Source organism: Pseudomonas sp. SDO5532_S415 (assembly GCF_054071155.1).
Genome location: NZ_JBSVWS010000102.1, coordinates 1 through 21,684, shown reverse-complemented (window position 1 = coordinate 21,684; position 21,684 = coordinate 1). Strand labels below are relative to the sequence as shown.

At 57.6% G+C, this 21,684-nt stretch carries 26 protein-coding genes; 14 read left to right on the top strand and 12 right to left on the bottom strand.

Going from position 1 to position 21,684, the window contains the following annotated elements; genetic code table 11:
• Nucleotides 1–64: 64 nt before the first annotated feature.
• Nucleotides 65–1,501 (bottom strand): DNA (cytosine-5-)-methyltransferase, encoded by a 1,437-nt coding sequence (gene dcm, locus ACW9HW_RS20210; RefSeq protein WP_457401482.1) that lies wholly within the window; start codon nt 1,499–1,501, stop codon nt 65–67.
• A 575-nt stretch (nt 1,502–2,076) separates the two neighbouring features.
• On the opposite strand from dcm, the gene ACW9HW_RS20205 reads away from it, so the two are divergent.
• Nucleotides 2,077–2,586: a BRO-N domain-containing protein gene (locus tag ACW9HW_RS20205; protein WP_457401480.1), complete on the top strand. Its 510-nt coding sequence runs from the start codon at nt 2,077–2,079 to the stop codon at nt 2,584–2,586.
• A gap of 229 nt (nt 2,587–2,815) precedes the next feature.
• Here ACW9HW_RS20205 and ACW9HW_RS20200 read toward each other — a convergent pair whose 3' ends face one another.
• Nucleotides 2,816–3,061: a type II toxin-antitoxin system Phd/YefM family antitoxin gene (locus tag ACW9HW_RS20200; RefSeq protein WP_457401479.1), complete on the bottom strand. Its 246-nt coding sequence runs from the start codon at nt 3,059–3,061 to the stop codon at nt 2,816–2,818.
• Nucleotides 3,062–3,255: 194 nt separating this feature from the next.
• Between ACW9HW_RS20200 and ACW9HW_RS20195 the strand changes: the two genes are divergently transcribed.
• From ACW9HW_RS20195 to ACW9HW_RS20185, 3 genes are all read left to right on the top strand, one after another.
• Complete coding sequence (locus ACW9HW_RS20195; protein ID WP_457401477.1) at nt 3,256–4,452, top strand: colicin E3/pyocin S6 family cytotoxin; 1,197 nt, start codon at nt 3,256–3,258, stop codon at nt 4,450–4,452.
• Nucleotides 4,449–4,679 (top strand): DUF7683 domain-containing protein, encoded by a 231-nt coding sequence (locus ACW9HW_RS20190; protein WP_095193255.1) that lies wholly within the window; start codon nt 4,449–4,451, stop codon nt 4,677–4,679. Before ACW9HW_RS20195 ends, ACW9HW_RS20190 begins: the two co-directional genes overlap by 4 nt.
• Nucleotides 4,680–5,024: 345 nt before the next feature.
• Nucleotides 5,025–5,990: a hypothetical protein gene (locus ACW9HW_RS20185; protein ID WP_457401475.1), complete on the top strand. Its 966-nt coding sequence runs from the start codon at nt 5,025–5,027 to the stop codon at nt 5,988–5,990.
• Nucleotides 5,991–6,002: 12 nt separating this feature from the next.
• Here the strand turns inward: ACW9HW_RS20185 and ACW9HW_RS20180 are convergent, their stop codons facing one another.
• A complete protein-coding gene (locus tag ACW9HW_RS20180) occupies nt 6,003–6,707 on the bottom strand; it encodes a DUF6933 domain-containing protein (RefSeq protein WP_457401473.1) in 705 nt (234 codons plus the stop codon).
• Nucleotides 6,708–6,743: 36 nt separating this feature from the next.
• On the bottom strand, nt 6,744–7,112 hold the full coding sequence (locus tag ACW9HW_RS20175; protein WP_095193252.1) for a hypothetical protein: 369 nt from the start codon (nt 7,110–7,112) through the stop codon (nt 6,744–6,746).
• 248 nt (nt 7,113–7,360) lie between these two features.
• On the opposite strand from ACW9HW_RS20175, the gene ACW9HW_RS20170 reads away from it, so the two are divergent.
• Both ACW9HW_RS20170 and ACW9HW_RS20165 read left to right on the top strand, forming a co-directional pair.
• Nucleotides 7,361–7,678 carry a helix-turn-helix domain-containing protein gene (locus ACW9HW_RS20170; RefSeq protein ID WP_095193251.1) on the top strand — a complete coding sequence of 106 codons (318 nt, stop codon included), beginning with the start codon at nt 7,361–7,363 and terminating at the stop codon, nt 7,676–7,678.
• Nucleotides 7,679–7,788: 110 nt separating this feature from the next.
• Entirely contained in the window at nt 7,789–8,109 is a 321-nt protein-coding gene (locus ACW9HW_RS20165) for a helix-turn-helix domain-containing protein (protein WP_095193250.1), read from the top strand.
• Nucleotides 8,110–8,149: 40 nt separating this feature from the next.
• On the opposite strand, the gene ACW9HW_RS20160 is transcribed toward ACW9HW_RS20165, so the two are convergent.
• Together ACW9HW_RS20160 and ACW9HW_RS20155 are read right to left on the bottom strand one after the other, a co-directional pair.
• Nucleotides 8,150–9,673 (bottom strand): amidase family protein, encoded by a 1,524-nt coding sequence (locus ACW9HW_RS20160; RefSeq protein ID WP_457401470.1) that lies wholly within the window; start codon nt 9,671–9,673, stop codon nt 8,150–8,152.
• An 87-nt stretch (nt 9,674–9,760) separates the two neighbouring features.
• Nucleotides 9,761–10,861, bottom strand: a complete 1,101-nt coding sequence (locus tag ACW9HW_RS20155) for an MBL fold metallo-hydrolase (RefSeq protein ID WP_457401468.1) — start codon at nt 10,859–10,861, stop codon at nt 9,761–9,763.
• A gap of 199 nt (nt 10,862–11,060) precedes the next feature.
• On the opposite strand from ACW9HW_RS20155, the gene ACW9HW_RS20150 reads away from it, so the two are divergent.
• Entirely contained in the window at nt 11,061–11,672 is a 612-nt protein-coding gene (locus ACW9HW_RS20150) for a TetR/AcrR family transcriptional regulator (RefSeq protein ID WP_095193247.1), read from the top strand.
• A gap of 76 nt (nt 11,673–11,748) precedes the next feature.
• Here ACW9HW_RS20150 and ACW9HW_RS20145 read toward each other — a convergent pair whose 3' ends face one another.
• Nucleotides 11,749–12,690, bottom strand: coding sequence for a LysR family transcriptional regulator (locus ACW9HW_RS20145; RefSeq protein ID WP_457401466.1), 942 nt, complete (start codon nt 12,688–12,690; stop codon nt 11,749–11,751).
• A gap of 15 nt (nt 12,691–12,705) precedes the next feature.
• On the opposite strand from ACW9HW_RS20145, the gene ACW9HW_RS20140 reads away from it, so the two are divergent.
• Together ACW9HW_RS20140 and ACW9HW_RS20135 are read left to right on the top strand one after the other, a co-directional pair.
• A complete protein-coding gene (locus tag ACW9HW_RS20140) occupies nt 12,706–13,413 on the top strand; it encodes a CTP synthase C-terminal region-related (seleno)protein (protein WP_457401464.1) in 708 nt (235 codons plus the stop codon).
• On the top strand, nt 13,410–13,733 hold the full coding sequence (locus ACW9HW_RS20135; protein WP_457401462.1) for an antibiotic biosynthesis monooxygenase family protein: 324 nt from the start codon (nt 13,410–13,412) through the stop codon (nt 13,731–13,733). Before ACW9HW_RS20140 ends, ACW9HW_RS20135 begins: the two co-directional genes overlap by 4 nt.
• A gap of 117 nt (nt 13,734–13,850) precedes the next feature.
• Here ACW9HW_RS20135 and ACW9HW_RS20130 read toward each other — a convergent pair whose 3' ends face one another.
• The gene (locus ACW9HW_RS20130) at nt 13,851–14,177 is read right to left on the bottom strand and encodes a DUF2025 family protein (RefSeq protein WP_457401460.1); all 327 of its coding nucleotides are present in this window, start codon (nt 14,175–14,177) and stop codon (nt 13,851–13,853) included.
• 222 nt (nt 14,178–14,399) lie between these two features.
• On the opposite strand from ACW9HW_RS20130, the gene ACW9HW_RS20125 reads away from it, so the two are divergent.
• The 3 genes from ACW9HW_RS20125 (at nt 14,400) to ACW9HW_RS20115 (ending at nt 17,282) form a co-directional block, all read left to right on the top strand.
• Complete coding sequence (locus ACW9HW_RS20125) at nt 14,400–15,530, top strand: glycerophosphodiester phosphodiesterase (protein ID WP_457401458.1); 1,131 nt, start codon at nt 14,400–14,402, stop codon at nt 15,528–15,530.
• Nucleotides 15,531–15,708: 178 nt separating this feature from the next.
• On the top strand, nt 15,709–16,014 hold the full coding sequence (locus tag ACW9HW_RS20120) for a PepSY domain-containing protein (protein ID WP_095193244.1): 306 nt from the start codon (nt 15,709–15,711) through the stop codon (nt 16,012–16,014).
• A gap of 245 nt (nt 16,015–16,259) precedes the next feature.
• The gene (locus ACW9HW_RS20115; RefSeq protein WP_207266768.1) at nt 16,260–17,282 is read left to right on the top strand and encodes a transporter; all 1,023 of its coding nucleotides are present in this window, start codon (nt 16,260–16,262) and stop codon (nt 17,280–17,282) included.
• A gap of 106 nt (nt 17,283–17,388) precedes the next feature.
• On the opposite strand, the gene ACW9HW_RS20110 is transcribed toward ACW9HW_RS20115, so the two are convergent.
• On the bottom strand, nt 17,389–17,826 hold the full coding sequence (locus ACW9HW_RS20110) for a multidrug/biocide efflux PACE transporter (RefSeq protein WP_457401457.1): 438 nt from the start codon (nt 17,824–17,826) through the stop codon (nt 17,389–17,391).
• 88 nt (nt 17,827–17,914) lie between these two features.
• On the opposite strand from ACW9HW_RS20110, the gene ACW9HW_RS20105 reads away from it, so the two are divergent.
• Nucleotides 17,915–18,769, top strand: coding sequence for a LysR family transcriptional regulator (locus ACW9HW_RS20105; RefSeq protein WP_457401455.1), 855 nt, complete (start codon nt 17,915–17,917; stop codon nt 18,767–18,769).
• 126 nt (nt 18,770–18,895) lie between these two features.
• Here ACW9HW_RS20105 and ACW9HW_RS20100 read toward each other — a convergent pair whose 3' ends face one another.
• The 3 genes from ACW9HW_RS20100 to ACW9HW_RS20090 all read right to left on the bottom strand — a co-directional run bounded on the left by ACW9HW_RS20100 (nt 18,896) and on the right by ACW9HW_RS20090 (nt 20,980).
• Entirely contained in the window at nt 18,896–20,131 is a 1,236-nt protein-coding gene (locus ACW9HW_RS20100) for an RNA polymerase sigma factor (RefSeq protein WP_457401453.1), read from the bottom strand.
• Nucleotides 20,131–20,475 carry a YciI family protein gene (locus ACW9HW_RS20095; RefSeq protein WP_095193239.1) on the bottom strand — a complete coding sequence of 115 codons (345 nt, stop codon included), beginning with the start codon at nt 20,473–20,475 and terminating at the stop codon, nt 20,131–20,133. Before ACW9HW_RS20095 ends, ACW9HW_RS20100 begins: the two co-directional genes overlap by 1 nt.
• A gap of 79 nt (nt 20,476–20,554) precedes the next feature.
• On the bottom strand, nt 20,555–20,980 hold the full coding sequence (locus ACW9HW_RS20090) for a YybH family protein (protein WP_095193238.1): 426 nt from the start codon (nt 20,978–20,980) through the stop codon (nt 20,555–20,557).
• Nucleotides 20,981–21,120: 140 nt separating this feature from the next.
• Between ACW9HW_RS20090 and ACW9HW_RS20085 the strand changes: the two genes are divergently transcribed.
• The gene (locus tag ACW9HW_RS20085; protein ID WP_095193237.1) at nt 21,121–21,606 is read left to right on the top strand and encodes a GNAT family N-acetyltransferase; all 486 of its coding nucleotides are present in this window, start codon (nt 21,121–21,123) and stop codon (nt 21,604–21,606) included.
• The last annotated feature ends 78 nt before the right edge of the window (nt 21,607–21,684 follow it).

The window sequence follows — 21,684 nt, the reverse complement described above, 5'->3', positions numbered from 1 at the left end:
TTGGGCGCCATCATAGCGCCCGATTGAAGTGTCCAAAATCATTAGGCCAGTTCAGGGTACCTCCTCACTCGGGAAGGGCAAACTCCAACTGTGGTCGCTCCGTGTCAGAAGTCTTTTCCTTTGCAGCCAAAATACGATCTTTCATAAGCCGAGCCACAGCTTCAAAAACCGGGACGGCAACCGAGTTACCAAATTGACGGTAGGCTTGGGTATCAGATACAGGGATCACAAAATTGCTTTCGCCAGGCTTGTCGAAGCCCATCAAGCGTGAGCACTCATGGGGAGTAAGTCTACGCGGCCGATTGATCTGATTCAGTTCGCTGTTGAAATCCAGGCTTTCCAGAAAACCGCGGTCAACCAAAATCTCCGATCCATCCTTGTGGTATCTAGCGGAGAGCGTGCGCGCCACATCATTCGGACGAGTCAAGCCAAAGCCAAAACCATTGCCTTTCTCGCGGTGTTTTTCGGCATACCGATAAAGGTAGTCCCAAAGCTTTGGTGTCAGGATGTACTTGCTGTCCACTTCCTTATCAAGCAAATCACCGAAGCAAGGTCGCTGCTTGGGTATCAGTTTGCTGATATCGCGTAGCGTGAAACCTTGGTGAACATTCAGGTCCCGACGGAAACCTACCAGCACGATTCGCTCGCGATGCTGTGGCAGGAAGTGTCGTGCATCAATGACTTTTGGATCTGTTCCCTTCGGCGCATTGACGTCGGCAACTTCGTAGCCCAGCTCATCAAGAGCTTCGCAAATGATCCGGAAGGTATTGCCCTTGTCGTGACTTTTCAGGTTTTTCACGTTTTCAAGCAAGAAGGCAGCAGGCCTCTTTGCAGCGATAATCCGGGCCACATCAAAAAACAAAGTGCCTTGGGTTTCACATTCGAAGCCGTGTTTGCGTCCCAAGGAGTTTTTCTTGGAAACGCCAGCAAGGGAGAACGGCTGGCATGGAAAACCTGCCAACAGGACATCGTGATCAGGGATCTCACGATCAATATTCTTATACGCCTCCTCGTCATTCACCTCAGGTTTGTCCGAAAGAGTGACCGACCGAATATCCAGATTGAAGCGATGCCGAACCGGATCGCAAAAATGGTTCGCCTTGTAGGTTTTGACTGCGTATTTGTTCCACTCGGACGTGAACAGGCATTCGCCACCGATGGCTTCAAAACCTTTTCTGATGCCCCCGATACCGGCAAAAAGATCAATAAAGGTAAACGAAGGTTTATGGTTCAAACGCTTGGGTAAAAGAGCTTCCAGGCGAGTGAATTCGATATGAGAAAGCTTTGGTGAAGCTTTACCTTTGACCCAGCGATTTATGGTTTCACGACACCAGTGAGTAGGGCTGACATCGTTGAGAATTTCAGCGAGCTGACCTTGGTCATAGATTTCCAGCAGCTTATGAAGCAGTGCGAGATCAGTGGCTGGATGGGTATCTGTGTCATGGGAGCGCGAACTCATTTCACTCAAGGATTCAAAAGATGGTGTTTCAAAAAGATTCATGAGCCCGAGATCCTCTGGGTCAAAGCTGTGACGAATGGTCACCATTCTAGCCCTTGAAACTTCAAAGTAAATGAAATTTCTTGGGTTCCCAAGCATTTGGGGTGATGACGCGCGACAGGGCTAGAGATAGGAATTTTACAAATATGAAATACTGTATATACAGCCAGTCTAATTCACTCTTCGTCGTTGTCCAGTGATCCTTGTGTTCAGAAATATATGAAATGACTGTGGGTTGACGGAGCCACCTGATGCTCCTACCCTCGGCTTCGAGCCTAAGAAACTCTACAAACCAGAGCGGTCCTCCGCACCCGACAGTCATGCGGCTTTTTTTCGTCTGCGGTTTCTCTACGTCTGCGAAAAAGTCCCGTTATGTCGGGAGTGGGCGAATACAAGACCCGAAAGGGGAATATGTCCGGCCCGTCTCTGGTGGGTTTCTTAGCTCCCGACACCCTTAACGAATGCCCTAAGAAAGCAGCCAGAGGTAAAGGAAATGCCTGACCATCCGACCTTCACGATGAAGGTGAATTGCCGTACCCACAGACCCAACCACGTGCTCCCAGTCATGGAGGCGCGCCATGCCTGAATCGCTCAGAACTACCCTTTTCACCCGTCATCATGTCCACCTGCACGCTCTTCTTTTGGAGAACCAGGCGTGGTTCTGCGCGCATGATTTAGGACGACTGATGGGCAAACACCTTGATGAGCGCATGACACGTAAGCTTGATGCAGACCAGAGGCAAATGATGCTCATCGATGTCTATGGCGCTGCGAAGGAGCGCTTGATGGTAAGCGAGTCAGGCGCGTATGCGTTGTTGATTTATCACTACTGCCCCGAGAACCGATTGCTGCGGGAGTGGCTGACTCATCAGGTGGTGCCTGCTCTGCGTGATGCGCAGCCGTCGCGCATGGTGGAGCGTCCGACGCTGAGTGTGCTTGATTGGCCGAAGATGTCGCTCAGTATGCTGCATTGGCAGGATGAACCGTGGATTCGGTTGCGGGATATGCCGTGTGTGTTGGCGGATGATCCTTTCAATCGGCATGAGTCCTGGTGGCGGAAGGCATCACGAGTGATGCGTGGGTACTGACTGCTCGCCACTACTAAAACCCGCTGCTTGAGAAATCGGCAGCGGATTTTTTGTTTCTGGGTACAAGCATTCAGGATGCACGCGTGGGTTTGCCTGATGTTCCGCTTAGTGTGGTTTTTGGGGCTGCTTCGCAGCCCAGCGGGAGCAAGCTCCCTCGCCACAATCTGGGTGCCTGGCTTGAGTGCTTGTTGTTCTTGGGAATCGCGACAACAGGATCTCTGTGGCGGGGTTACAGACTGGCCTCGAATCCATCAATGATGTCTTCAAGGGTCTTGTCGAAATCCGCAGACATCCGAATATTCCCCTTCAACCGCCCAGGCTTGCGCGCCCGAGGTACATCGACATGAGGCAGTAGATCCACATAAGGCTTGCCGGCCTTGGTAATCACAACTTTGTTGCAATGCCCTGCACGCTCAGCAAGTCGGGAGAGCTGGGATTTTGCCTCGTGCATGTTTACTTGTATCCGTTCAGTCATATGCACCTCCACCGATTTAGCCAAGCTAGCTGAAGAAGCGGGGAGCTGTACAAGCTCTGTACTGCCATCCTGAGCATTCGAGACACCCCCTACGGTCATTAAAGAACCGGCCTACAGCCACAAACTGTCCCGCTCGTTAACGTCGCACAGCCCTTATCTGGGGCTGCCGATGGACGAACGCACAAGGACAGTCAGTGGCTCGCAACAAGGACATTCCCCTCGTTAGAAACCCGCCCTCCGGTGACGGTCATCACGTCACCTACCGCTTCATGACGGCCAACGAACTGGCCGAGCGCGAGGCCCGGCAACAAGACTACGAGGCCATGCTCGCCAGGCAAGACGCATACATGCGCAAGCGCCAGATCGTCGAGGTCGAACAAGAAGCTGTTCAAGTGGGCTGCGTCTTCGCCAAGTCCTGCAAGTTGCCGGACGCGGTCATCAACTACTCGAATCCCTCGGGGATGGTGCCCACCGACAGCCTTGAGGATTACGGCGAAATCGCTTGGCTTGGTGCGCGTGAGGTAGACGATGTCGGGCTGCTGAATCTGGAAACGATCAGTGGTTCGACCGTTGCGCTTGGTCTCGGGCGACTGGCACTTCGCGCTCCTGCCCTAGCCGCCCCGGTAATAGGCGCCACATTCGCAGTCGGTGCAGCAACTACGGCTGTATTGTCCGGCCTGGTCGCCGTGTTCTGGTCACCCACTCTGGGCGACAGCGCCCTCTATTCCGAAGACCAACTGCGATCCCTCAAACAGGCGCGCACACGCATGCGCCTGCAAATCGAACAACAGGCTGATGGCAGCCTCAAGGGCTACGGCTTCTACACCGGCAACAACCGCGACTGGGAGATGGGCGATGTCGTGCAGATCGCTTCGTGCGGCAGCCAGTACGTCGCCGATCTCGGTGAAGGTGTCGAACTGATCTGGACCCCAGCCGTCGACGGCTCCGACATCCTCGGCATTCCCAAACTGGAGGCTGCCCCGCAGGCGCCGCATATCTGGGTTTTTCCGCCGACGAAGCAGGCTGACGCCATCATCGTGAATCCGATTTATCCGCCTGAGTACAAGGATTTCATTCTTGTGTTTCCGGTGGGGTCGGGGGTTAGGCCGGTTTATGTTGTGGTGAGTGTTTCTGACCACAAATACTATCCGGCACCGAGTGGGCTCATTGCCTTTCCCAATGCAACGAGGGCGAAGCGTAAGACCCCTGTAAAAGGCAGTAGTGGTCTTCGAAAACGATGGAAAACGTCAAAAGGGATAATTTTTGAATGGGACTCGCAGCACGGCACTGTGGAGATGTACGACAAACGTGGCCGTCATCTCGGAGAATATGATCCGGTCACCGGCAAGCAAACTAAACTTGCGGACAGCACTAGGAGCGTAGAACCATGATTTATGTAATTGAAGCGTTTTACAGAGATAGCGAGCTCCTGGCCTTCGAAGAGGAGCTTCCGACTGGGAAGGATCAGGAAGTAAAACGGATTATGGGATGGACCGCTGACCAACAAGGATGGGAGGGATACAACCTCACTATCGAGCAGCTTGGAGCTCTGGAGAACTTGTTGGGGAAAAAGATTTATGACCCAGCATACCTATTTCAACTTAGCTGCAACGCTTGAATGCAGCCGCACCAACTCACTGTTCAAGTATATAAATCTGTGGCGAGGGAGCTTGTCGGATCGCCGCACCGTCCCGTTCGGCTGCGTAGCAGTCGCCGATACGCGCAACTTGGTTTACCTGATGTAGTGCGTTTGATGGTTTTGGGGCCGCTTCGCGACCCAGCGGGAGCAAGCTCCCTCGCCACAGGTGGGTGTTCGACTTGGTGTCGGTTGTGAGTTTGGGATTCGCGAGCAGGCTCGCTCCCACAGGTTTTGTGTGCTGCCTTGTGGTGTGTTGAAAACAGTGAGTGCAACCGGTCTCGCGTCCCGCTATTAATACCCTTCCCTCTCACGGACCCGAGCCCCATGAAATTCGACCTCGCCTACTGCCTCAGCCTCGACGACAAGTTGTCGATTTATGACGTGCGCGATCTCAATTTCGACGAGACCATGGCGTTCGATTCCACCCAGGAGCATTTCCAGTGCCCCAACGATGCCTGTCGTTTGGCGTTCGATGTGGCGAATGGGTTGGGGACGTTCAATGCCAAGAACGTGAATTACGTGCGCACGCCGCATTTCAAGAATCTGCCGAGTACGCGGCATGTCGAGGGTTGTCCTTATGTGAGCCTGAAGACGCCCGCGTCGGAGGCGGATGGTACGGAAGCGGATGACGGTCGTGAGGAGCATTTTCCGTCGGAGTTGTTGCTGACGCGGCGTCAGTATGTGCGCAAGCCGCACAGTCCGAAGGGGGTGGTGAACGTTGCGCGGGATGAGGCGATTACGCCCTCAGCAGACACTGGCGTCGAGCCTTCAGTCCAGGATTCGGCACCGGACAAGACCAGTGTCTTCGCCCACCCCGTGGAGTGTTTTGTCTCGAATTTCGAGGACAGGGAGCTGCTTAAGCGCATGCCGCTGAAGATCGGTGAGCATGCGGCGACCTACGGGGCGTTTTTCAAGAAGATCGAGTATCTGCAGGACAATAAGGGGCTGATTTACTGGGGCAAGGTCAAGGAAATCAAGGACTACACCCAGAGCTTTCGCATCGATTTCGAGAAGAAGGTCTGGTTAGAAAAGAAGCCGTATTCGGTCAATGTTTACTTGAGCAAGAAGCTGATCGACAGCTACCGCAAGCGCAAGGCATTCCTGGAAGAGATCAAGCATGCCATCGAGAGTGGGCGCGAGTTGTACTGCTTCTTTTACGGGGTGACGCCGGCGTTGAAGCAGGTGCCGAGCAAGAAAAACCCCGAGCAGACGTTCGGGGTGTTCAGTGCCGACATTGAGAATCTGGATCACTTTATTGTGCGGGAGGCGCCGGGGTTGGACGGCAAATGATCCGTGTCTGCGTTATTGCAATGGCTCATGCGCTTGCCGAAGCTGATCTTGCAGCGCCCATATCTCCCGCTTCACTTCCATGCGCCGCTCACGGGCTGCCTGAATGCGAGCCTCATCAAGGCCACCGTAACGACGTAACCAGTGAACGATCATTTCTTCATCGGGGAAGTAATAGTCCTTGTGGCCTTTACTCCCTCGAGGGGTGTCGTTCATATCACTGTCGAAGCGGCCAGCCGCGAATTCATCCGGAGGCAACGTGCCCCATTCGGCGGCACAATCCTCAAATACCCAGGCAATTTCGTTGAGGTGTTTTTGCGCACCGCGATGACCGCGTTTGTAGAACACGTACTCGCGGCAACTCTCCTGGAAGCGCTCCATCATTGGCTCGTCATCGACCCAGCGAAGGATGTCATGGTGGCCCGCATGTCGGATCAGGCCGTTTATCCAGCGCTCGGCAAAACGATCGACAAAACCTTCGACATCCGCTTTTTTCGCGTCCGCGAAAATCATGCAATACCGGGTTTGCACATGGATGACGAACAGCACGTGCTTGCGTTGAACGGTTATGGCGTGGACCAGCCACTGTTCGGCTGACTCATCAGGCTTATCGTCTTCAATAATGGACGATGGTGGTTTGTCCACCGGGGTGATTTTCTTGCCCTTGTGGACACGACTGAAGAAATTGCTGGCGGCTTCGGTACAGTTAAAGATCAACATCCTGGTTCTCTGGTAGAAGGCTGGTGGTAGCAGTTCTCAGTCCTGTCGCACGATCTCATCAACCCACTCCAGCTCATAGGGCTGGCGAACAACATGCGAGATGTAAGCCCGTGCGTCTTCACTGAGAGTCGATAACTCCGCCTCGGTCAGCAAGTCATGCATCACCATCAAAGCCAAGCCTCTGAGTGCACTGGAACGGGATTGGCTGTTCGCATCAAAGGCATCGTACATGTCCTTGTTTCGATCCCGAATCAAGCCATAGAGCATGCCATACCGAGCGTGAGCCGAGAGCGCCCCGTGTTGGGCAATTGCCTTGGCATCGGCCAGAACGCCCTGACAAAAACGATCGAGCGCAATCCTGCGTAGCTCCTTGAACTTCTTCCAGTCACTTTCAGCGATCGACATGATGTCCTCCTGCAAACAATTGAATGGCGAATATTAGATTGTTGCGAAAAAAACGATCCGCACCGATCTTCAAAATCGATGGATCAGTAGTTGAACCTCCATTGCGCCTGCATGGCAAGGGAGTCACCGTCCGTCCGGCTGGAAGGCATGGAATAGAAAAAATCAAAAAATCAATTTGATCCGTGCTCAAAACAACTGTACAAAAACACAGTATATTTTGATCAACACTCTCGAGCCCGGAGAACACCATGGCCTCTCAAGCGATGAAAATCACCCTGGAGCGTATCGCCCTTTTCCAATTCACCCCGGCCCATTGCGCCCAAGCCCGAGCGATGCTGGGTTGGAGTGTGGAGGAATTGTCTCGGGAAGCCGGGGTTTCGGTGGAGGCCATTCAGCGTTTCGAGGCCAGGCGCGAGGTACTGGATGTCACGCGGTTGGCGTTGGCGTATCGGTTTGAGTCGCAGGGGCTGGTGTTCTTCCCGGGGTTTGCGCCGGGGCGTGGGATGAATGTGAAAGGGTCGACGCCGAATCCGGTGGGGCGGGCGGATTTTGCGATGGTTGAGTGAGCCAAACCATCGATTGACGATTATTCCCATATAGGTATATTTCGCATAAATCAAAAGACGGCGTAGGCAGCGTTTTTTGGTAGGACCGATTTATGCGAAAGGATTTAAAAATGGTTGAAATCGAAGAAAGCAGCGGGAACGTCTACGAAGACCTCGGAACGCCCAACGCCAGTGAAATGCGGGTCAAATCCCAGTTGGCTGCAAAAATCGGTGAAATCATCAAGGCTCGCCATTTGACCCAGGTTCAGGCATCAGAAATTTTGGGTCTGTCGCAACCCAAGCTTTCCGAGATGTTGCGTGGGAAGTTTCGGGGGATCAGTGAAGCCAAGATGATGGAGTGTCTGTTGCTGCTCGGGCGTGACGTGCAGATCGTGGTCAAGTCGGCCCCTCGATCACGAAAAGAGGGCCGACTTGAAGTGGTCTTTACCTGATGCGCAATTTGCCTTGATCGGACACGTTGTCGCCCTTTCGCTACGGCTTGAACACAGGTACCCGCCGTGCATGGGAGACCTGTTCATACCCATACGCCAACGCCAGCAACCTGGCATCGCTCCAGCGAGGTCCGAAGAAGTAGACCGAAGTGGGCACGCCGTCATCGTCTATTCCGGAAGGCACCATGATGCCGGGATAACCCGCCAGCGGTACGACGTTCATGGCGGGTGATTCGACGTCTGATACGAGGGCGTCCAGTTGATGGGTTGTTAGCAACTGATCGATGGCTGCGGCGTTTTCGCTTTGGATTTTCTGCCAGAGCTGATTGTAGGTTTGCTCGTCAAAGACAATTTTGCTGGCCGCAATCAAGTTGTCCTGGTTATGACATTCAACGCTGCCGGCATTGAACAGCAGTAGATCCTCCAGTGTCAGGGCAGGAACACCGGTTCGCGTGGTCAGGTAGCGAGGCAAGTCTCGCTTGAGACCCATTTGCAGTGCTTCCCCTACCTTTTCTGAAAGCGGGTCAATCAGCTCCACGGGGATCAAGGTTGCACCTGCTGCCTGCATAAGTTCCAACGCTTGGGAAAACTGCGGATCGGTCAGAAGCGGCAAATTACCGCGATCAAATTTCGCGGGGTAGCCGATTCGCCGTCCGACCAGCGCGTCTGGACGCAACAACGTGGTGAAGTCCACCGCTTCCAGGTTATGCGGCTTCTGGACCGGATCAGCGACATCGTTGCCCATCATGGCATTCAGCAGGAGTGCAGCGTCGCGAACCGTGCGCGCCATCGGCCCGGGCGTATCCAGTTTGTGAGTCACCGGGATGATGCCGCTACGGCTTAACAGTCCCACCGTGGGTTTGATGCCCACCACACCATTCATGGACGCCGGGCAGCTGATCGAGCCAGACGTTTCCGTTCCGACGGTCAGGGGTGCGAAACCTGCGGCGACGGCCGCAGCGGAGCCGGCACTGGAACCACAGGGATCGCCACTGAGCACGTGCGGATTTTTGGTTTGCCCGCCCCGCCCACTCCAGCCGCTGGGGAGATCGGGGTCACGAAAATGTGCCCATTCGCTGAGATTGGTTTTTCCAAGAATCACCGCGCCGGCCGCCCTGAGGCGTTGCACGATAAAGGCGTCGTGCGCGGCAGGTTGCCCGACCAAGGCCAGTGAGCCGGCACTGGTCTGCATTTGATCGGAGGTGTCGATATTGTCCTTCAACAACACCGGAATGCCATGCAATGGACCTCGGGTATAGCCGCCCTTTCGCTCCCGATCCATTGCCTCGGCAATCACCAAGGCATCGGGATTGAGTTCGATGATGGCGTTGATTGCCGGCCCGTTTTTATCCAGCTTGTCGATCCGCTCCAACAGATGCCGGACCAGCATCACGGAATTCAGCTGGCCGCGATCCATCCACTGCCTGATTTCATCGACACTCAAGTACTCCAACCCGGTTTCGGGCGCGGAGGTCTGCGCACTGGCGCTGGCGACGCCCGCCGCCATTGAAAACAGGGCAATTCCGGCCAGCCGCTTCATGCAGCCGTTTAACGTTACGTCCATGTAAAAATCCTTCTGACTGATGGCGGATGAATGATTTCACCCGCTTTTCAGCCTACAGAAGCGGCCGGAATTGTCCGTCATCACGGCTCACAGCTTCTCGTACGAATGTTCGCCTCTGTTTGTAGTCGCCCCACCCGACGCTTTGTTGATCTCGGACATCTGCTGTCCAACCTCCAGCCACCAGGCTCCGCCCCGCTGCGGATGCTTCAGGTTGAAAGCCTCACCCATCTGCGGCGTGGTGATCGAAACGCTGCGTTCCCAGGCCAGGGCCAGGATACGGTCGAAGGGTTCGTACCAGGCGTGCATCGACAGGTCGAAGGTGCCGTTGTGGATCGGTAACAGCCAGCGACCTTTGAGGTCAAGGTGGGCTTGCAGGGTTTGTTCAGGTTGCATGTGCACGTGCGGCCACTCGACGTTGTAGGCGCCGGTTTCCATCAGGGTCAGGTCGAACGGGCCGTATTGCTCGCCGATGCGTTTGAAGCCGTCGAAGTAGCCGCTATCGCCACTGAAAAAGATGCGCGTGTCACCGTCGATCATCACCCACGAGGCCCAGAGGGTGCTGTTGCCGTCGAACAGGCCGCGCCCGGAAAAGTGTTGCGACGGTGTGGCGATGAAGCGAATGCCTTCGACCTCGGTGCCTTCCCACCAGTCCAGTTGCCGGACCTTGCTGGCGTCGATCCCCCACTTGATCAGGGTGTCGCCCACACCCAGCGGTGTCAGGAAATAACGGGTCTTGTCGGCTAGCTTCAGCACCGCCTGATGGTCCAGATGATCGTAGTGATCGTGGGACAGGATCACCGCTTCAATCGGCGGCAGTTGATCGAGGCTGATGGGCGGCTGATGAAAGCGCTTGGGTCCGGCCCACTGCACCGGCGAGGCGCGCTCGGCGAAGACCGGGTCGGTGATCCAGAACTTGTCCCGCAGCTTGAGCAATACCGTGGAATGTCCGAGGCGATAGATGCTGTGGTTCGGCGCAGCGATCAGCGCCGCTTGCGTCAGGGGTTGCACCGGGACCGGGGCGTTCGGGCGTGTATCGTGCGGTTTGTGGAAGATCACGTTCCAGAGAATGCGCAGGGTCTTGCGAAAGCCCTCGCGCTTGAACGGTGCATGGTTGCGGTATTGCCCTTGTGTCTGTCGGGAAGCTTCAGAGGTGTCGGCGATATCCGCCGGGGAAGTTGAGTTGGCCATGACTGAAATAACTCCAAAAAACCGTCGCTTGGGACGATAAATGGCCAAGGCACGCACGCATCAGCCGAACACTCTATTTATGACCGTGCAGGATTAACAACACATTACACTGCACAGTGTAGTTTCTAGGTTGCATCAAAGCCGATCGCAAGTAAACTACCGAGTGTAATTTCCCCTTCACTCTGCCGAAGCCGCATTTATGACAGCTCCCCAGCGCCTGACCGACCGAAAACGTGAAGCCATCATTCAGGCGGCCATTGCCGAATTTCGGGCCAACGGTTTCGAAATCACCAGCATGGACAAGATTGCCGCCACCGCTGGCGTATCGAAGCGCACGGTGTACAACCACTTCCCCAGCAAAGAAGAGTTGTTCGCCGAGATCCTTAATCAATTATGGGCGCGGGTGACGGCAGAGCAGGAAACGCCCTACCGCCCAGACTTGCCGCTACGCGATCAGTTACGCCCGATACTGGCGGCAAAGATGCACATGCTGGGCGATGACAATTTCCTCGACCTGGCACGGGTGGCGATTGCGGCGGCCATCCATTCCCCGGAACGTGCGCAGAGCATGGTGGCGCGCATGGGTGAGCATGAAGAAGGTTTGACCCTGTGGATTCGCTCCGCCCAGGCCGATGGTCGCTTGAAAGCGGTCGCCCCCGACTTTGCCGCACAGCAAGTCCAGGGCCTGCTCAAGTCCTTCGCGTTCTGGCCGCAGATTTCCATGGGTATGCCCGCCTTGGCGGCCGAGATGCAGGGCTCTGTGGTGGAGTCGGCACTGGATATGTTTCTGGCCTGTTATCAGGTGCCATAAATGACAATATCGGTCAGGCAGATAGCCCCAAATCGATCACCGCAATGTGTTTCAGGATGAAACTGGCGCTGAAATTTTACGGCAACTTCAGCGCACGCCCCAACTCATCAAACAAGGTCACCACTGATCGCAGGGCGCGACAATCCGGGCGGGTCAACAGCCACAGCGCCGTGTCGTAACCCTGTAGCGGCTCGCCCAGTGGCTGTAATCCATCACCGATCAAAAAGTCCGGCAACGCCGCCACGCCCAACCCGGCTCGCACCAACTCTGTGACCGACAACATGCTGTTGCAGCGATAGCCCGGCATCACACCCGGCAGCGCTTGACGGCGCCAAGTCACCGTCGGGTGGTCAGGCAGGAAGTCATCGGGGGCGATCCACATCAACGCAGCCAGGTCTGTGGTATCCACCGATTGCAGATACCGCTCACTGGCACACACCCGGAACGCAATGTCCGCCAATCGTCGCCCCACCAAATGCTCCGGTGGCGTGCGGGTCAGGCGCAGGGCGATGTCGGCATCGCGGCGGCTGAGGTTGGCAAAGTCATTGGACGTGCTGAGTTCAAGGGTCAACGCCGGGTAGTTGGGCATGAACTGCGCCAGCGCCGGCAACAGCAAACCTTGCAGGACCGAATCGGTGCAGGTCAGGCGCACAGTGCCGCTGATGACTTCACCGCCCTGCTCCACACCGATGCGCGCCGCGTCCAAAGCCTGTTCGGCCCGCTCCGCCTGCTCGGCCAACGACTGCGCCAAGGTGGTGGGCAGGTAACCGGCGCGGCTTTTTTCGAACAACTGCTGAGCCAATGCGGCTTCCAGCCGACGCACGGCCCGGAACACCGTCGAGACGTCCACCTTCATCAGCTGCGAGGCCCGGGCTAGAGAGCCACCGCGCACCAGCGCAAGGATCAGGGCCAGGTCCGGATAGTCCAGTCGATAGTGCGTCACTGCATTGATCACTTGGATAAACGCCAATATTGAGTGCGTGAACGCCAATTTATAGTGGGCGCCAGGAATCAACAAGCGCAGAGGCCACTCATGGAAAACCCCGTCATCCGCATTGCCCTGATCGGCGATTACGACCCGCAAGTCACCGCCCACCAGGCTATCCCAGTGGCGCTTGGGATGGCCGCCGAAATCACCGGCCGGAACGTGCAAGGGTATTGGCTCGGCACCGATAGCATCGACGCCGGCGCGCCACTCGAGGCGTTCGACGGCTTCTGGTGTGTGCCCGCCAGCCCCTATCGCAGCATGGACGGTGCGTTAAGGGCGATTCGCTTTGCCCGCGAACAACGACGACCTTTCCTCGGCACCTGCGGCGGCTTTCAACACGCGGTGCTGGAGTATGCGCGCAACGTACTCGGTTGGTCGGATGCCGAGCATGGCGAGACGTCGCCCGATGCTGATCGCGCATTGCTCACACCCCTGGCGTGTTCGCTTGTGGAGGCTGTCGACAGCATTCAATTGCGTGAAGGTTCGTTGATCGCCAAGGCGTATGAAACGTCCGAGATTCGTGAGGGCTATCGCTGCCGCTACGGTGTGAATCCGCAATTCGAGCAGGCCTTGCTCCGGCATGATCTTCAGGGTGTCGGCCATGATCAATCGCAAGGCGTGCGTGCGGTGGAGCTCAAAGGGCATCCGTTTTTCGTTGCCACGCTGTTCCAGCCGGAACGCGCTGCGCTCAAGGGCATCCTGCCGCCGCTGGTACGAGCCTTGGTCGAAGCCTGCACGGAGCAGCGCTCATGATGGCCAATACACCGCCCGCGCCGTATTACGCGGTGATATTCACTTCGCTGCGCACGGAGGGTGACCAGGGTTACGCCATGGCTGCCGCGCGCATGGTGGAGTTGGCGCGCGAGCAACCGGGGTTTCTTGGGGTGGAGTCGGCGCGGGGCGATGACGGGGTGGGGATTACCGTTTCGTACTGGGCCAGCGAGGCGGCGATTCTGGCTTGGAAGCATCATCCCGAGCACAGTGAAATTCGTGAGCGGGGGCGGTCGACCTGGTATGCCCGGTGTCATACGCGGGTGTGTCGGGTTGAGCGGGCGTATGAGTTCAGTCTGTAGTTGATTGGGTGTTTTTCAGGCCGTCTTCGCGGGCAAGCCCGCTCCCACAGGTTTAACGCACAACCTTGTGGAAGCGAGCTTGCCCGCGAAGAGGCCAGTACAGTCAGCCCAAAACCATCAGCCCCGCACCAAACTGCGCACCGCCGAAATCTCCGGCACATCCCGCCTGTTCATGTACACCCGCAATGGTTCGCTGATGTTGATCCTGTCGTCGATGTTCTGATCCAGCAGCAACTGAATCAACTCGCGCTTGAGGGTCATGATGTGTTCGGGGCCGGGTGCCCAGACGAATTCGCTGGTGGGGATGATGCCGTCGTCCGCCACGTCCATGCCGAAGGCATCTTCGCTGAAGCGGACGATGTAATGGCCGGTCTTGCGATTGAGGCCGACGAAGCCTTTGAGTTGGTCGGCAGCCTGGCAAATGAGCTGGGATGTGACGCGCATGGTAAACCCCACAAAAAGTGATCGTTGGTTTACACGCAGGGCGAGCGAGCGGTTTTCCCTCTGCCGGGGAAGTTGCCGGGGCCAAGGGTACTGCAAACGAGCGCACAAAAACGCTGACGAACATCAGCTTTAAACAGGTTTATGTCGGTCTCGCGATAGCGTTGGCAACGCTCAGTTGTTAAAAGGGACGTCTTTGAAAACCATCGCGAAAGGATCTCGACCATGCCTGCCACCTTCACCAAAAGCGCCCTGATGCTGAGTTTGCTGCTCGGCACAGTTCAACTCCAGGCCCAAGCCGCCATCGAGCCTGGCCCCGCTGCTTTGGCTACAAGACTGGGCGTCCCCCACCCGGCAGTGATCGCCCACCGTGGCGCGTCGTTCGATGCACCGGAGTCCACCGCCGCCGCCTACAAACTGGCCCGTGATCTGGGTGCCGATTACCTGGAACTCGACCTGCAACGCAGCAAGGACGGCGTACTGTTCGCCCTGCACGACAACAACCTGCAACGCACCACCGACGTCGCGATCAAATTCCCCGAGCGCAAGGACAGCCCGGCCAACGCGTTCACGATGGCCGAGCTGAAAACCCTGGACGCCGGTAGCTGGTTCAACACCGCCTACCCGGATCGCGCACGCCCTGCCTACACGGGTCTGAAAATCCTGACCCTTGATGAAATCATCGACATCGCCCAGGCCAATCCACGGCACAAGCCGGGGCTGTACATCGAGACCAAGGAACCGCAGCAATTTCCCGGCATCGAGCATGACCTGAAGGCGAAACTCCAGGACCGTGGCTGGCTGAGCCCGGCCGGTTCGAAACTGGCGAAAAGCGAGCTGGCTGTCGGTCAGGGTAAAGGCAAGGTGATCCTGCAAACCTTCGAGAAGAGCAGCCTCGAACTGCTGCAAAAGGAAATGCCGCAAGTGCCGAAGATCCTGTTGCTATGGGTCGGCGAAGGCAATATCGAGCCTGCATCCAAGGTGACGTTTGCCGAGTCCGGCGAGAAGGACAAGGCTGCGTACTACGCCAAGCAGCAACCGAAGGACAAAGCCGAATTCCAGCGCTGGGTCGACTACGCCAAGACTCTGGGTGCGATCGGCACCGGCCCGTCCGCCGCGTTGACCCAGGGTGGCGATCAGAGTTACGCGGATCTGGTGCAGCCCTGGATGAACCAGTACACCCACGATCAAGGCCTGCTGGTGCACGTCTATACCATCGATGAGGCGGTGGATTTTCAGAAGGTCATGGATGCGGGGGTTGATGGGATCTTTACCAATCGCACCAGTGAGTTGTTGAAGTTCTATAAACGTCCGGCGGCGAGTGTTGATCAGGTGTTGAAGAACAACGGGTATTGATCCGGGACCGAGGCGTTTGCATTCGCGAGCAGGCTCGCTCCAACAGGGATTGGCGTGAATCTGTAGGAGCGAGCCTGCTCGCGATGGCTTTAGTCCAGACAAATGGAATTTAAGGCTGAATTAAGTTGCCACAGTTAATCTGATTCCACTTAAACAGCTCACCCAAGGAAAGAAGCTCATGAAAACGTTGACTGCCCTGTTCGCCGCTGCAACCCTGACCCTCACTGCCGGTCTGGCCCAGGCCGATGTGCCCGTCGACCAAATCCCGCAACTGGTCAAGGACGGCAAGATCAAGCCGCTGGAAGAACTGAACCAGATCGTGTTGAAGCTGCACCCGGGTGCCACGATTACCGACAGCGACCTGGATCACCACTTCAATGGCTACGAGTACGAAGTCGAGTTGCTTGACGCCAATAAAGTTGAGTGGGACGTGGACTTGAATGCCGCCACCGGCGAAGTCCTGAAGAACAAAAAAGACGACTGAAACACACGCACAAAAAAGCCGCACGATTTCACGATCGGGCGGCTTTTTTGCGTCTGGGTGATCGGTCAGGGTCACGCAATCGTCACCAAACCGTCAAACAGCCTTGCGATGATGCGGCCTGTGGGAGCGAGCCTGCTCGCGATGGTCGTTAACGAAAACGCGGCGTAACTGGATAAACGCGGTGCCCTGACGTTCATCGCGAGCAGGCTCGCTCCCACAGGAGATACCTCCCCTTGCGAGTCCTCATGAACCACAGCATCGATCAAAGCCATCGCGATCCGGATCTGTTCGGCTTGCTCTACGGATTCAGTTTTCGCCCCGGTGAACGCGGACGGGAGATCGACTCGGCCAAGGCGCTGCAATACCTGCAACAACCGCAGGACGACGAACAATTTCTCTGGCTGCACCTGAACCTCGCCCATGCCGCGTGCGAACGCTGGATGAAAAGCCATCTGGAATTGCCCGACGAATTTTTCGAAGCCTTGCACGAGGGCTCGCGGTCGACGCGTATCGAGCATGTCGATTCGGCGCTGCTGGCGGTGGTCAACGATGTGGTGTTCAACCTCAGCAGCATGGTCTCCTCGGATGTGTCGACGTTGTGGGTGTGCGTGCGCAGCCGCCTGATCATCAGTGCGCGCCTGCAACCGCTGCACTCGGTGGACAAGTTGCGCTCGTCGGTGAAGGCCGGCGAGTGCTTTCGCTCGCCCCTGGAATTGCTGGTGCACCTGCTGCGCGATCAGGGCGAAGTGCTGACACAGATCGTGCGCAAGACCAGCCTGAGCGTCGATCAGATCGAAGACGAGTTGTTGTCCTCGCGCTTATCGACCAACCGTGCCGAACTGGGCGCCAACCGAAGGGTGCTGGTGCGTTTGCAACGCCTGCTGGCGCTGGAGCCGGGCTCGTTGCTGCGGCTGCTCAACCGCCCGCCGCCGTGGCTGCAAAAGGAAGACGTCAAGGAGCTGCGCAAATCCACCGAGGAGTTTGCGCTGATCATCAATGACCTGACGGCGCTCGGTGAACGCATCAAGCTGTTGCAGGAAGAAATCGCCGCCAACCTCAACGAACAGAGCAACCGCACGCTGTTCACCCTGACCGTGGTCACGGTGCTGGCGTTGCCGATCAACATCATTGCCGGTTTTTTTGGCATGAACGTCGGCGGGGTGCCGCTTTCCCAGGATCCGGAAGGGTTCTGGATTCTGGTGGCGCTGGTGGCGACTTTTACCGTGATAGCGGGGCGTTGGGCGTTTCGTAAGCGGCGGGATTATTAAGCTCGTTTGAAATCCTGTGGGAGCGAGCCTGCTCGCGAAGGCGGCATGCCAGACAACGATGTGTTGACTGATACACCGCTTTCGCGAGCAGGCTCGCTCCCACAGGTTATGCGTGGCTGTGCTCACGCATAACGAGCCGCTCGCGCACCACGTCATACACCCAGTGATAAACGTAGGTGTACGGCAGGAAAAACAGCAGCACCCCGATGTCGAGCAGGAACGCCTGCCACAGACTGATGTTCAGCCACCAGGCAATCAGCGGTACGCCAAGCGCCACCAGCCCGCCTTCGAACAACAGCGCATGCACCACCCGAACCCAGGCGTTGTGCGCAATGGCCAAGCGCTTGAGCACTCGGTCGAACAGGCCGTTGAACACCACGTTCCAGGCCAGGGCCAGGGCAGCAATGACGACGGTGACGACGCCCATTTCCACCATCGGCTTGTCCATGATCCACGCCAGCAAAGGCGTACAGATCAGGATGGCCAACAGTTCGAAACCGACGGCCTGGAAAATACGTTCAGTGATGGATTTGTGGGTGCTCATGACCTGACTCCTGAGTAACGATGGTTGCCATGGTCCAACATCACACCGATACTTCATAACCAATAACCATCGATCAAGGCGATAGTTCATGGCGTCCCAGGAAGTGTTGCAGGCGTTCGTTCAGGCAGCGACGCAGGGTTCTTTTTCCGCCGCGGCGCGCAAACTGGGGCGCAGTCAGTCAACCATCAGTGCGGCGGTGGCCAGCCTGGAAATCGACCTGAACCTGACGCTGTTCGACCGCAGCAGCCGCAAACCCACCCTCACCCCGGCCGGGCATGTGATGCTGCAGCGGGCCGAGGACATCCTGGCCGCCACCAGTCGCCTGGAAATGAGCGCCAGTCAGTTGTCCCAAGGGGTCGAGGCGAAGCTGACCGTGGCGCTGTCCGACACCTACCAGTCCGACCGCTTCGAAGCGTCGCTCAGTGCTTTCGAGGAGCGATATCCGGACCTGGAACTTGAATGCCTGATCGCCGAATGCGACGACCTGGTGGCGCTGGTACAAAGCGGTCGGGCGCAGCTCGCCTTCGCCGAAATGCAGGACAGCTATCCGCCAGACCTGGTCAATTCGACAGTGGATGAACGCACGGAAATCGCCCTGTTCGTATCACCCAAACATCCCTTGGCCACGCTGAAACACATCGATCAGGAGGTGCTGCAACGGCACCGGGAATTGCGTCTGGCGACCATCGTCAATCCCTATGAAAGCCGGGCGAAGGGCCGTGTCTGGTCGGCGCCGAGTTATTTGATGCTGCTGGAAATGGCCCAGGGCGGATTCGGCTGGGCACCGCTGCCGCGCTGGCTGGTGGAGCGATTTGGCCCGGGGTCGCTGCAGCAACTGCACGTGCGCGGCTGGCCGAAAACCGTTTACGTGGATGCACTGTGGTCGCGGCTCAACCCGCCGGGGCCGGCGGGGAGCTGGTTGTTGGCCAAGATGCTGGAATGAAGGTCCTTCGGCCCTTATCGCGGGCAAGCCACGCTCCCACAGTGACCGTGGTCTTTCTAATTTTTGTGACCAATGCAAAAACCTGTGGGAGCGTGGCTTGCCCGCGATAAAGGCCTTGAAATCACATCACTCCAACGCCTTGAGCCGCCCCTCGATAAACCGCCGCTCCGGCTCTTGCCGGGTCAACGCCAAGGCCCGCTCGTACGCTTGCCGCGCCTGTTCCACCCGTCCCAACTGCCGACAAAACTCCGCCCGCGCCGAATGCGCCAGGTGGTAATCCTGCAGTTCACCGCGAGCCAGAATCGCTTCGACCAGCGTCAACCCCGCCAACGGCCCATCGCGCTTCGACAGCGCCGCCGCGCGGTTCAACTCGATCACCGGCGATGGAACGGCCCGCAACAGCACGTCATACAGGCCGACGATCTGTTCCCAATCGGTGTCTTCCACCGATGGCGCTTCGGCATGCACCGCGGCAATCGCCGCTTGCAGGCAGTATGGGCCGAAGCGACGGGTGCTCAGCGCACGCTCGACCAGCGCGCAGCCTTCGGCGATCATCTCGCTGTCCCACAAGCCTCGATCCTGCTCATCCAGCAAGATCAACTCGCCGCTCGCGGAGGTTCTGGCCACCCGTCGCGATTCGTGCAACAGCATCAGCGCCAGCAGGCCCATGACTTCCGGTTCCGGTAACAACTCCATCAACAAGCGGCCGAGGCGAATCGCTTCGCGGGTCAGGTCTTCGCGGGTCACTTGCGCGCCGATGGACGCCGAGTAGCCTTCGTTGAACACCAGGTAAATCACCCGCAACACGCTGTCGAGGCGTTCGGGCAACTCCGCCAGGGACGGCACCTGATAGGGGATTTTCGCGTCGCGGATTTTCGCCTTGGCGCGCACGATGCGCTGGGCGATGGTGGCCGGCGCCGAGAGAAAGGCCCGGGCGATTTCTTCGGTGGTCAGGTCGCAGACTTCCCGCAGGGTCAACGGCACCTGGGCGTCCGCTGCCAAGGCCGGGTGACAACAGGTGAAGATCAGGCGCAAGCGATCGTCTTCCACGTCTTCGTCACTCCAGTCGGCCTGCTCCAGCGCCTCCAGTTGCGCGATCAACAACGGTCGTGAGGCGGCGAAGCGGGCGCGCCGGCGCAACACATCGATGGCCTTGAAGCGCCCGGTGGATACCAGCCAGGTGCGTGGATTGTCCGGCACACCGTCCTGCTGCCAGCGCTCGACCGCGACAAAAAACGCCTCGTGCAAGGCCTCTTCGGCGAGGTCGAAATCGCCGAGCAGGCGAATCAGCGTCGCCAGAATGCGTCGCGACTCCTGGCGATAAATCTGCTCGACCCGCACCTGCACCGAAAGACCTGGCATTAAGGATTCAACTGGCGAACGGGGCGCACTTCGACACAGCCGACCCGGGCCGCCGGAATGTCCCCGGCGACCTGGATCGCTTCGTTCAGATCCCTGGCATCGATCAGGTAGAAACCGGCCAATTGTTCCTTGGTCTCGGCGAACGGGCCGTCGGTGATCGACAGCTTGCCGTTGCGCATGCGCACGGTGGTGGCCGTCTGCACCGACTCCAGCGCCTCGGCGGCGACCATCCGGCCACTGCCCTGGATCGTCTCGGCGTAGGCCATGCATTCCGCATCCTGTGGGCTTTCGGGCAGCGAATGCAGCAGGTTTTCATCGCTGTAGACCAGACATAGGTATTTCATGGCGCTCTCCTGATCGAACGGATCAACTATGGTCGCAGAGGGGCACTCTGGCGCGGCTTGCCGAACAACAGCAGGGCGATCAAGGCTGCAGATCGAACAGGGTCGCGCCGCTGGTCATGTCGAACGGTGCCGACCAGTGTTCGTGGACGATCTGCCACAACCCGGCCTCCTGCCGATAGCACGCGGTGACGCGCATCCAGCAGGCCTGGGTTTCACCCTTTTCGTTGGTGCCGCCGCAATGGGCCAGCCAGTGGGCAAATGCGATCTCCTGGGACGGTTCGATGGTCACTTCATGGAACTCGAACGTGTGCGGGCCGGGGCACATTTCCATGCAGGCCTGCCAATGGGCGCGATAGGCAGGTTTGCCCTTGAATTGCAGGGCTTTGACAGCGTCGAAGGAGACAATGTCATCGGCATACAGGGCCATGACTTTGTCCACGTCCTTGGCGATGACGGCCTGGCGATAGTTCTCGATCAGGTTCTGGATCTGGGTTTGTGCGTTCATGGTGGTTCTCCGTGGTTTTTATTGGAAGACACCCTTAGTCGTCTGGCGATCCGGCGAATCGACAGGTGAAATAAAAATAATCCAAACGGCCAGACTCGCTAGAATCCGAGACTCATTTTTGATGGAAAAAGGACACTCCAGTGACAGCCCTACTCGTGCCTTATGAAAGCCTGAACGCGCTGCAGCGCCAGCAGGTCGAGGCCATTGAAGTTCACCCGGATCAAATCAAGTTCTCCGGGGATATTCACGGTGCATTGCACACCTTGCTGTCCCGCCCCGGCCCCGGCGTCAAAGGCTTTGCCCTGCTGGCCGATGACATCCCCGTGGCCTTCCTGCTGCTCAAGCGCCCCCCCGTATTGCCGGCCTGGGCCGATGAGCATAGCGCTACATTGCATGCCTTGCAGGTCGACCAACGCCTCCAGGGCAAGGGCTATGGCAAAGCCTGCCTGCAAGCGCTGCCCGAAGTGGCGCGCCAGGCGTGGCCGGAGATCAGGGGGCTGGAGTTATCGGTGGATGCGGACAATGCCGCGGCCATCGCGCTGTATGCAAAGTATGGATATGTCGACAGTGGCGAGGCGTACAAGGGGCGGATCGGGTATGAGCGGCGGATGGGCCTGAGATTCTGAGGCAAACCCCAGTCCCCTGTGGGAGCGAGCCTGCTCGCGAAAGCGGTGTATCAGGCAACATTGATGTCGACTGATACG